Source organism: Paraburkholderia sp. Ac-20347 (assembly GCF_017104805.1).
GTDB classification, from domain to species: Bacteria; Pseudomonadota; Gammaproteobacteria; order Burkholderiales; family Burkholderiaceae; genus Paraburkholderia; species Paraburkholderia tropica.
On the sequence record NZ_JAAGPN010000292.1, the window covers coordinates 1 to 9,840 of the forward strand.

A 9,840-nucleotide genomic window follows, 5' to 3' on the forward strand; every position below is an offset into this window, starting at 1 on the left:
CACGCCCTTCGGGGTCGCACAGCAGCACCGGCATGCAGTCGGCGATCATCACCGTGCAGGCGATGCCAGGCTGATCCGTGACGCTCGCGTCCGCTTCGAGCGGCGTGCCTGCGCGCGCCGCCGCGAGCGCGTCGGCCGCATCCACCACGCGCGGACCGTGAATCTGCTTGAGCCACGCCGCCGGCACGCCCGCGTGCTCAAGCAGACGCGCGCGATTGGCTTCGACCTGATCGAGATCGTCGCCGGAACCGCGCCCGAGATTCATGCCGCCGGGCAGATCGACGCCCTCGCCGTTCGCGTCGCCATGCCCCGACTTCCAGCGCCCGAACGGCGGCTCGCTCACGCCGCCGTTACGCGTGGTGACGAAGGCGCGCACGCGCGGCGACGCACGCCAGTCCGGATGCAGCAGATCGGCGGCAGTCAGTTCCGGGCAGGTCGTCGTCATGCGGGCTTGTCTCCCTTCGTGTGATCGTCGTGATCGCTTTCGTCGTCGCTTTCGCCTTCGTCGTGCCCGTCATCCTCGTCGTCGTGGTCATCTGCGTAATCCTCTTCGTTACTGCCGATTACGTAACCCTCGTCGGTGTAGGCGCTGTCGAACATGTCGTCGAAGCCGTCTTCGTCCTCTTCCGCGCCGAAGCCGAGCGCCTCGATCAGCTCGTCCATGTCGTCCGGCACTTCGGCGCGCCACTGCATCGCGCGGCCCGTGACCGGATGGATGAGCCCGAGGCGCCAGGCGTGCAGCGCCTGACGCGCAAAGCCGTTGGGCAGCGCCGCGACCGAGCGCTTGCCGCGCGCGTGGCCATAGACCGGATCGCCGAGCAGCGGATGGCCGACAGCCGCGCAATGCACGCGAATCTGGTGCGTGCGGCCGGTCTCCAGATCGCAATGGATCGCGCTGACCGGCTGGTTGTGCCAGAGCGTCTTGTCGATGCGGCGGAAGTGCGTGCGCGCGGGTTTGCCCGACGCGCCCTTCACCACCGCCATGCGCGTGCGCTCGCGCGAATCGCGGCCGATCGGCGCGTCGATGGTGCCCGATTCGGCGATATTGCCCCAGACGAGCGCCAGATAGCGGCGCTTGACCGTGCGCGCCTGCAACTGGCGCACGAGGTCGGTCTGCGCCTCGAGCGTGCGCGCGACCACCATCAGCCCGGAAGTTTCCTTGTCGAGCCGGTGCACGATGCCCGCGCGCGGCAGCCCCGCCGCCGCTTCGCCGTAGCGATGCAGCAAGCCGTTGAGAATCGTGCCGCTCCAGTTGCCCGCCGCCGGATGGACGACGAGGCCCGCGGGCTTGTTGATGACGACGATCGCGTCATCTTCGTAAATAATTTCGAGCGGCACCGGCTCGGGCGTGAACGCGAGCTGCTCGGGCAGCAGGTCCGGCACGAGTTCGATCGTCGCGCCAAGCGGCACCGGCTGGCGCACCTTGGCCGGTTTGCCGTCGACCAGCACGCGCTGCGCCTCGATCCAGCTTTGCAGCCGGTTACGCGAAAATTCGGGGAAAACCTTGGCGAGCACCTTGTCGAGACGCTCACCCGCAAGCTCGTCGGGCACGTCGGCGCGACGCGCTTCCTGCTCTTTCTGAGCCTGACGCGTACGGGGCTTTCCCGCCGGAATACCGCCAGAAATAGCGCCTGAAGCCTCTTCGGAGACGTCTCCGATCAGGTCGTCGTCAAGCGCCTCATTGGCTGCTGCGGCATTGGGGTCATCGCCCAGGCTATAATCGCTGATGCTGTTTTGGGCGCCGGGAGCGCCGGCACCCGGAGTAACTGAACGGGTCATTGAGTCTGGGTCACCTGTGGACCTGAAGCTGGACTGGAAAATGCGAGCCTTGAACACGATTACGAAACTGGCCCAATATGCGGTGGCCCGGAACGCGGCACGAGCACAAACGCTCGGCAAGATTGGCAACGTCATTCGCATTGCCGCCTGCGGCGCTGCGATTGCCGCCGTTGCGGCCTGCCACGGCCTGCCGGAAAAGACCGACGAAACGGCAATGTGGAACAACAACAAATTATATACGGAGGCCCAGGACGCGCTGTCCGGCGGCGACTGGGGCAAGTGCGCGAAATATTTCGAGCAGCTCGAAGGTCGCGATCCGTTCGGCCACTTCGCCCAGCAGGCGCAGATCAACGTTGCCTACTGTAACTGGAAGGACAACGAGAACGACGCGGCCGACCAGGCGATCAACCGCTTCATCCAGCTGCACCCGGACCACCCGGACATCGCCTACGCGTACTATCTGAAGGGCATGATCCACTTCAACGACGACCTCGGTCTGTTCGGCCGCTTCTCCGGTCAGGACATGAGCGAGCGCGATCCGAAGTCGCTGCGCGAGTCGTATGACGCGTTCAAGGTGGTCGTCGACAAGTACCCGCAGAGCAAGTACGCACCCGACGCGGCGCAGCGCATGCGCTACATCGTGAACGCGCTGGCTTCGCACGAAGTGCACGCGGCCGACTACTACTATCGTCGCGGCGCTTACGTGGCGGCCATCAACCGCGCACAGCTCGCGATCACCGAGTACAAGAGCGCTCCGGCGATCGAAGACGCGCTGCACATCATGATGCTGTCGTACCAGAAGCTCGAGCAGCCGCAACTGGCCGACGACACGCGCCGCGTGCTCGCCGCCACGTTCCCGGACAGCCCGTACATCACGGGTCATGCGCGTCCGACCAAGGGCGACAACAAGTCCTGGTGGCAAGTCTGGTAAGCGCTTTTCAGCCACCGCGCCGGCCTTTAGCCCGGTCGTCGCGGCCTGAAACAAAAAACGCCACGGTTTCCGTGGCGTTTTTTTATGCCCTGGCGCAGATCAATCGCGCTCGAACAGGGCAATCGATTCGACGTGCGAGGTGTGCGGGAACATGTTGACCACGCCCGCGCCCTTGAGGCGATAACCGGCTTCGTTGACCAGCACGCCCGCGTCGCGCGCCAGCGTCGCCGGACTGCACGACACGTAGACGATGCGTTTGGGCAGCGGACCGTTGCCGCTCTGCGCGATCTCGGCGAGCGCCTGCGACACCGCGAACGCGCCTTCGCGCGGCGGATCGACCAGAAACTTGTCGAAATGGCCCAGCGCGCGGATATCGTCGGCGGTGACTTCGAACAGATTGCGGCAGGCGAACGACGTATGACCGTCGACGCCGTTGGCGCGCGCGTTTTCGAGCGCCCGCGTCGTCAGTTGCTCGCTGCCTTCGATGCCGACCACCTCGCGCGACAGACGCGCCAGCGGCAGCGTGAAGTTGCCGATCCCGCAGAACAGATCGAGCACGCGGTCGCCCGGCTCGGGCGCGAGCAGTCGCAGCGCGCGGCCCACGAGCACGCGGTTGATCTGATGATTGACCTGCGTGAAATCGGTCGGCTTAAACGGCATGCGGATGTCGAATTCCGGCAGCGTGTAGTCGAGCGGCGTATCGAGCGGATAGAACGGGAACACCGTTTCCGGACCCTTCGGCTGTAGCCAGAACTGCACATTGTGCTCGTCGGCGAATGCGCGCAGCAGATCTTCGTCGGCGGCCGTGATCGGTTCCAGGATGCGCAGCACGAGCGCCGTGACGCTCGAACCGACAGCCAGCTCGATCTGCGGCATGCGATCGCGAATCGACAGCCCTTCCACCAGCTTGCGCAGCGGCACCAGCATCGCCGAAACGTGCTGCGGCAGCACTTCACAACTCGTCATGTCGGCCACGTAGCTGCTCTTGCGCTCGTGGAAACCGACCAGCACGCCGCCCTTCTTCGGCACATTGCGCACGGTCAGGCGCGCGCGATAGCGATAGCCCCACGACGGCCCGTGGATCGGGCGGAACATCGTTTCCGAGCGCACTTTCGAGATGTGCTGAAGATTGTCTTCGAGCACGCGTTGCTTGACGGCGATCTGGGCGCGCACGTCCAGATGCTGCATCGAGCAGCCGCCGCATTTGCCGAAGTACGGACATTGCGGCTTGGTGCGGATCGCGCTTTCGCGCAGCACGCTTACGACTTCCGCCTGTTCGAACGTCGGCTTCTTGCGATAGCTCAGATACGTGACGCGTTCGCCCGGCAGTGCGCCCTCGACGAAGATCACCTTGCCCGGCTCGCCCGTTTCGGTGACGGTGCGGCCCACGCCGCGCGCCTCCATATCGAGCGATTCGATTTCGAGAATCGGGGCCTGAGCGACCGAGGCTTCCACGGCGGCGCGCTTGTCGGCGCGGCGTTCGCGCTTGCTGCGCTTCTTCGAGGGCGCGACGGGGAGCGCGCCGGCCTGAAGGGGCGCGGCGTGGAGCGTTTCGGCTTGAGGGTCGGGGGCAGCTTGGGACACCAGCGAATTCCTGACAGACAGTGGGGGGTGGATTTTTTTTGGGCGAAGGCGAGATTGTAGTCGATTCGGCGGCGGCGGCCTCATGCGCGCTGCGTCGCGCTGCACGGAAATCACACGAAACGACGCGATCTGCGCCTGCGCCGGTTCTGAAATCGGACCGCCGCGCTTTCAGATTGGTCTGATGCCCGTGACGGACGCCCGTCATTACGATGGTTCTTGCGACGTGCACCGATTTCCAGCGACGCCCATTAATACCCGTCGATACCCACCCGCAGACTCCACGCAGATATCCGCCAGACTCCGTTTTCGCCCCGCGTCTTCACTCGGCATTTCGGATTCCAGAATAGATCACCGATCCAGTTTCGGACTCATCTGATGGAAACGGCACGGCGTTCAGCGTACTTGTCGCAGACCCCATCACTATTTTCGACATCGCCATGAAAACCCTGCTTTGCTGCACACTCGCCGCCGCGGCGCTGGCACTCGCCGCCTGCTCCGCGCCAACGGCCAAACCGGAAACCGTCATGTCCACGGTCGCGCCCGGCATGACGCAAAACGACGTCATCAAGCGCGTCGGCCCGCCCGACCGCTTCTACGGCGAAAGCGGCAACGAATGCTTCCAGTATGCGCTCGGCAAATACGGCGATGTGCCGTTCGCCATCTATTTCAAACGCCAGACGGTGATCGCAACCGCGCGCGCGAGCTGCGATCCGGCACAGGTCCGCGCGTTGGCGGGGCCGGCCGTCGCCTGGCATTCGACCGACTACAGCGTCACGCGCCGCTGATCCGCGCGACGCAGGCGTATTTTCTGCGCGGCTTCCTGCACGATACTGTTTCGATCCTCTCATCGCGCAATCGCCGGAGCCCGCCATGAAACTCGTGAGCTGGAACGTGCAGTGGGGCCGCAATGCGTCGGGCATCGTCGATCTCGCGCGCACCGTGCGCGAAGCTCGGCAACTTGCCGACTTCGACGTGCTCTGTCTGCAGGAAATCACGCGCGGTTTTCACGCGCTACCAGGCGGTCCGAGCGACGATCAATTTGCGGAACTCGCCGCACTGCTGCCGGGCTTCACCGTGATCGAGGCAATCGGCGCCGATCTGCCCCCGGTGTCCGTACACGCAGGTCAATCCGCCGCAAAACGGCGGCAGTTCGGCAATGCGCTCGCGACGCGGCTGCCTGTCGCGCAGGTGTTCCGGCACCTGCTGCCCTGGCCCGCCGACGAGGCCGCGCCGTCGATGCAGCGCGTGGCGCTCGAGGCCGTCCTCGATGTTTCGGGCGCGACGACCGCGGGCGGCGCGCTGCGCATCCTCGTGACCCATCTGGAGTTTTATTCGGAGCGCCAGCGGCTCGCACAGGTGGAGGAATTACGCCGCTTGCAGCACGAAGCCGCCGGACACGCGGCGCAGCCCGCGCCGGCTGAAAACGCCGATGGGCCGTTCGCGCGCACCGCCCGGCCCGTGAGCGCGATCGTCTGCGGCGATTTCAACAGCGAATGGAATAGCGCGGCGTACCGGCGCATGCTGGCGCCGATCGACGACAGCCCGGCCTTTATCGACGCCTGGGCCGCCCTGCACCCGGGCGCGACGCCGCCGCCCACGGCAGGCGTCTACGACACGCAGCAATGGCCGGACGGACCGATCAGCTGCGACTTCGTGTTCGTCACGGAAGATTTGAGCGCGCGTCTCACGCGCTGCGAGTTCGACGGCGCGACGCAGGCGTCGGATCATCAGCCCGTCGTGCTCGAAATCGACTGATCCCGAGTACGAACGTGCGCCGCACCGACTTACTCGGCGTCGCCGAACGCCTTCAGATATTCGTCCCAGTGCGGCGCCGTTTCGGCCGCGAGCGACTGCTTCACGAAGGTGATTTCATCCGCATATTCACGCTCGCTGAAGCCGCCACGCATCATCTGAAAGCGGCAGTAAAGCAGATACGTATTGACCACGTCCGTTTCGCAGTAATTGCGGATTTCCTCGATCTGGCCCGCCTGGAACGCCGTCCAGACCTGGCCGCCATCCATGCCGAGCTTGCCCGGGAAGCCGCACAGCTTCGCGAGCGCGTCGAGCGGCGCGTTGGCGCGCGCCTGGTACATCGCGAGCAGGTCCATCAGGTCGGTGTGACGCGAGTGATAGCGGCTAATGTAGTTGTTCCACTTGAACTCGCGGTCCGCATCGCCCATTTCCCAGTAGCGCACCGCGCGAATGCCGTGCACCAGCGCGCGGTAATGCAGCACGGGCAGATCGAAGCCGCCGCCGTTCCAAGACACCAGTTGCGGCGAATACTTTTCGATGGTGCGATAGAACGAGTCGATCAGCTTGGCCTCGCCGTCGCCGGGCGTGCCGAGCGAGCGCACGCGAAAGCCCTGGCCATCGCGGAACACACAGGAAATCGCGGCCACGCGCTGCAGATGATGCGGCAGGAAATCGCTGCCGGTCTTCTCGCGGCGCGCGGCGAACGCGTGTTCGGCCACTTCGGTGTCGCTGAGCGTGGCGGGCAGATCTTCGAGACGGCGAATGCCGTCCACATCGGGAATCGTCTCGATGTCGAATACGAGTACAGGTGTCATACGGGATAGCAGCGCGGAAACGGCGCGGACCGCCCGCGCCGAATGGGTTGTTCTGGGTGAGTCGGGCTTAGAGAACGGCGTCCTTGCGCACGCCGTTCGAAGCGAAAAAGCGTTTGAGGCGCACCAGCGCTTCCTGCTGGATCTGCCGCACGCGCTCACGCGTGAGGCCCATTTCGTCGGCCAGTTCTTCGAGTGTGGCCGGTTCGATATGGTTCAGGCCAAAGCGCCGCTCAATGACGTGACGATGTTTGTCCGACAAACGGCCGAGCCATGCGCGCGTGAGCGTTTCCAGTTCGCGATGCTGCACTTCGGCATCGGGCGACTGGCTCTGGTCGTCGGACAGCAGATCGAGCAGGCTGCTCGCGGGATCGAGATCGAGCGGAGCGTCGAGCGAGGCCGTATGCTCGTTGAGCGCGAGGATGTCGGTGACTTCCTCGGTGGTCTTGCCCGTCAGATAGGCGATGTCGTCGATGCTCGCGTCGCGCCGTTCCGACGCCGCGTTGGTGTTCATCGAATTCTTCTCCAGATGGCGCTTGGCGCGCAGCACCTGGTTGAGTTCGCGGATCACGTGCACGGGCAGGCGCACCGTGCGTGCCTGGTTCATGATCGCGCGCTCGATACTCTGACGGATCCACCAGGTGGCGTAGGTAGAAAACCGGAAGCCGCGCGTAGGATCGAACTTCTCGATCGCGTGCATGAGACCGAGGTTGCCTTCCTCGATGAGATCGAGCAAAGGCACGCCGCGATTCAGATAACCTTTCGCAATGCTCACGACGAGACGCAAATTGCGCTCGATCATGACCTGACGCGCCTCGAACTCGCCGGCCTTGGCCAGACGCGAGTAGCGCTGCTCCTCCTCGACGGTCAGCAGCGGCTTGACGCTGATCCGGTTCAGATAATGCTGGATGGTGTCGGCCGTGAGCTCGGCCTGAAGGATGGCGCGAAAATCGTCGGCGTCCGAGGGCGCAGCGCCCTCTTCGCCTTCGCGGCTGCTGCTTTCTTCGGAGCCCGATTCACGCTCTTCGCGTTCCTCGCGCTCCTCGAAATCGCGCTCCTCGTCGTCGGCCGCCTGCGCGCCGTCCTCCACCGAAACCTGGGCGGCTTGACTGTCAGACTCGGCTTGCTGCAGACGGCGCTTCGATTTCGGCATGGTCGGCTCGCTTTATTGCGGCGGCAAGTACTTCAGTGGGTCGACGGGCTTGCCCTGACGGCGTACTTCGAAATGCAGCATCACGCGATCGGAGTCAGTATTGCCCATTTCGGCAATTTTCTGTCCCTTGGTGACCGCATCGCCCTCTTTTACCATCAAAGCCCGGTTGTGTGCGTACGCTGTCAAAAACGTGGCGTCATGCTTGATGATAATGAGATTGCCGTATCCGCGCAGCCCATTTCCGGCATAAACCACGCGGCCATCGCCTGCTGCCTTGACCGGATCGCCTGCTGCGCCGCCGATATTGATGCCCTTGTTCTTCGAATCATCGAAGCCGTTGAGCAACGGACCGCGCACCGGCCACGCGAGCGCGATGCTGCCGCCCGGCGCTGCGGCCATGTCGCCCGTGCTGGCAGCGGGCGGCACGGCGGCTTGCGGCGCCGACGTGGCATTCGCACCCGAACCGATCATCGGCGGCATGGCAGCCTGCGAGCCCGGCGGCGGCGAAGCCGCCATGCCCGGCACCGGTGCGGTCACGACGCCCGGCGTGTAGGCCGCAGCATTGCTCGCACCCGGCGGCACGACACGCAACAACTGATCCACCTCAATCTGGTTCGGATTGGTGAGGTTGTTCCACGTCGCGATGTCGCGATAGTTCTGACCGTTTTCGAGCGCAATCCTATAGAGAGTGTCGCCCGGCTTCACCCGGTAATATCCCGGAGGCGGCGGCCCGAGCGGCACCGGCGGCTGCGCGCCGGCCGTGCCGAGCGGTGCGGTGCGGTCCACGACGGGCGCGTTGTCGAGACGCGTCGCGCAGGCCGTCAGGAGACAGAGCGCGATGACCGAGGCACTGCGTTGGGCCGCGGTCAGGTCGATATTCAAGCGTTTTCTTTGCATCGCGCGCAACATACTCATCGGTTTCAGATCACTCCGGATTTTAAAGGGACAAAGAAAACGCGATCAAGCCGCGACTCCCGCCATTGCGCCGGACCCGTGCGCTCTACCAGCGTGAGCACCTGAGTCTGTTCGTCCTGCTCCGCAACCGGCGCCACGAGCCGGCCGCCGATGGCGAGCTGCTCGAGCAGCGCCTGGGGCACGTCGAAGCCCGCGGCGGCGATCACAACCGCGTCGAACGGCGCCGCCGACGGCAAACCGAGCCGTCCGTCGCCGTAATGCAAGCGGATGTTCGGGATGCGCAGCGGACGCAGGTTCGTCTTCGCGCGCTCGTATAACGGCTTGATGCGTTCAATCGAATACACATCGCGTGCGATCCGGCTCAAGACCGCGGCCTGATAGCCGCAGCCCGTGCCGATTTCGAGCACGCGGTCGAGCTCCCGGCCCGCGCCCGCGAGTTCCAGCATGCGGGCGACGACCGAGGGCTTCGAGATGGTCTGGTGATGACCGATCGGCAGCGCCGCATCTTCGTAAGCCTGAGCCGCGAGGCCCGGATCGACGAACATGTGGCGCGGCACGGTCGCGAGCGCCTGCAGCACGCGCGGATCGGTCACGCCATTGGCACGCAGGCGTTCGACCATGCGTTCGCGCACCCGTTCCGAAGTCAGCGCAAGTGCACCGTTGAGCGCAACGCCCGGCGCACCGGCGCTGGGCGTCACGTGCGGCCGCGCCTGCACCGCCGTGTGCGGCTGAGACGGCCTGGCAGACGGCGCCGACGCCCCTTGAAATGATTGCGCGGAACGCGTGCCGAGATCGGCGCGCGGCTTGGCCGACGCGCTGCCCAGCGAACTCCCCGACGAACTACCGGAAAGATGACCAGGATGCGCGGACTTGCGCGCGGGCGAAGCCGCGCTGTGCGCGGCGCCCGGCGGCTT

Annotated in this window: 11 protein-coding genes; 3 read left to right on the top strand and 8 right to left on the bottom strand. The window is 65.1% G+C overall.

Translation table 11 applies throughout. The features are described from left to right. On the bottom strand, positions 1 to 445 hold a 445-nt coding region (locus G3N97_RS32840), incomplete at its 3' end, for a laccase domain-containing protein (protein WP_205997078.1). After that, positions 442 to 1,779: an RluA family pseudouridine synthase gene (locus G3N97_RS32845; RefSeq protein WP_205997079.1), complete on the bottom strand. Its 1,338-nt coding sequence runs from the start codon at positions 1,777 to 1,779 to the stop codon at positions 442 to 444. The genes G3N97_RS32845 and G3N97_RS32840, both read right to left, overlap by 4 nt. A 40-nt stretch (positions 1,780 to 1,819) precedes the next feature. Here G3N97_RS32845 and G3N97_RS32850 point away from each other — a divergent pair, with 40 nt between their 5' ends. After that, positions 1,820 to 2,710, top strand: a complete 891-nt coding sequence (locus G3N97_RS32850; protein ID WP_241030980.1) for an outer membrane protein assembly factor BamD — start codon at positions 1,820 to 1,822, stop codon at positions 2,708 to 2,710. A 99-nt stretch (positions 2,711 to 2,809) separates the two neighbouring features. Here G3N97_RS32850 and rlmD read toward each other — a convergent pair whose 3' ends face one another. Next, positions 2,810 to 4,378 carry a 23S rRNA (uracil(1939)-C(5))-methyltransferase RlmD gene (gene rlmD / locus G3N97_RS32855; RefSeq protein ID WP_277397819.1) on the bottom strand — a complete coding sequence of 523 codons (1,569 nt, stop codon included), beginning with the start codon at positions 4,376 to 4,378 and terminating at the stop codon, positions 2,810 to 2,812. Positions 4,379 to 4,613: 235 nt separating this feature from the next. Beyond that, positions 4,614 to 4,820: a hypothetical protein gene (locus G3N97_RS32860; protein WP_205997080.1), complete on the bottom strand. Its 207-nt coding sequence runs from the start codon at positions 4,818 to 4,820 to the stop codon at positions 4,614 to 4,616. Between G3N97_RS32860 and G3N97_RS32865 the strand changes: the two genes are divergently transcribed. Further along, complete coding sequence (locus G3N97_RS32865) at positions 4,819 to 5,079, top strand: hypothetical protein (RefSeq protein ID WP_205997081.1); 261 nt, start codon at positions 4,819 to 4,821, stop codon at positions 5,077 to 5,079. The two genes, G3N97_RS32860 and G3N97_RS32865, sit on opposite strands and share 2 nt — an antisense overlap. Before the next feature lie 85 nt (positions 5,080 to 5,164). Continuing rightward, positions 5,165 to 6,049: an endonuclease/exonuclease/phosphatase family protein gene (locus G3N97_RS32870; RefSeq protein WP_205997082.1), complete on the top strand. Its 885-nt coding sequence runs from the start codon at positions 5,165 to 5,167 to the stop codon at positions 6,047 to 6,049. Positions 6,050 to 6,078: 29 nt separating this feature from the next. Here G3N97_RS32870 and G3N97_RS32875 read toward each other — a convergent pair whose 3' ends face one another. The 4 genes from G3N97_RS32875 to G3N97_RS32890 form a co-directional block, all read right to left on the bottom strand. Next, complete coding sequence (locus tag G3N97_RS32875; RefSeq protein ID WP_205997083.1) at positions 6,079 to 6,861, bottom strand: 3'-5' exonuclease; 783 nt, start codon at positions 6,859 to 6,861, stop codon at positions 6,079 to 6,081. A gap of 67 nt (positions 6,862 to 6,928) precedes the next feature. Continuing rightward, complete coding sequence (gene rpoS / locus G3N97_RS32880; RefSeq protein WP_074984211.1) at positions 6,929 to 8,011, bottom strand: RNA polymerase sigma factor RpoS; 1,083 nt, start codon at positions 8,009 to 8,011, stop codon at positions 6,929 to 6,931. A gap of 12 nt (positions 8,012 to 8,023) precedes the next feature. Then, entirely contained in the window at positions 8,024 to 8,926 is a 903-nt protein-coding gene (locus G3N97_RS32885) for a peptidoglycan DD-metalloendopeptidase family protein (protein ID WP_065060036.1), read from the bottom strand. Between the two features lie 5 nt (positions 8,927 to 8,931). Then, on the bottom strand, positions 8,932 to 9,840 hold a 909-nt coding region (locus G3N97_RS32890), incomplete at its 5' end, for a protein-L-isoaspartate(D-aspartate) O-methyltransferase (protein ID WP_205997084.1).

Bases quoted from the DNA above. Each gene is read 5' to 3' on its own strand.
- G3N97_RS32845 (WP_205997079.1), bottom strand. From the start codon at position 1,779: ATGACCCGTTCAGTTACTCCGGGTGCCGGCGCTCCCGGCGCCCAAAAC.
- G3N97_RS32850 (WP_241030980.1), top strand. From the start codon at position 1,820: ATGCGAGCCTTGAACACGATTACGAAACTGGCCCAATATGCGGTGGCC.
- rlmD (WP_277397819.1), bottom strand. From the start codon at position 4,378: ATGAGGCCGCCGCCGCCGAATCGACTACAATCTCGCCTTCGCCCAAAA.
- G3N97_RS32865 (WP_205997081.1), top strand. From the start codon at position 4,819: ATGTCCACGGTCGCGCCCGGCATGACGCAAAACGACGTCATCAAGCGC.
- G3N97_RS32860 (WP_205997080.1), bottom strand. From the start codon at position 4,820: ATGACGGTTTCCGGTTTGGCCGTTGGCGCGGAGCAGGCGGCGAGTGCC.
- G3N97_RS32870 (WP_205997082.1), top strand. From the start codon at position 5,165: ATGAAACTCGTGAGCTGGAACGTGCAGTGGGGCCGCAATGCGTCGGGC.
- G3N97_RS32875 (WP_205997083.1), bottom strand. From the start codon at position 6,861: ATGACACCTGTACTCGTATTCGACATCGAGACGATTCCCGATGTGGAC.
- rpoS (WP_074984211.1), bottom strand. From the start codon at position 8,011: ATGCCGAAATCGAAGCGCCGTCTGCAGCAAGCCGAGTCTGACAGTCAA.
- G3N97_RS32885 (WP_065060036.1), bottom strand. From the start codon at position 8,926: ATGAGTATGTTGCGCGCGATGCAAAGAAAACGCTTGAATATCGACCTG.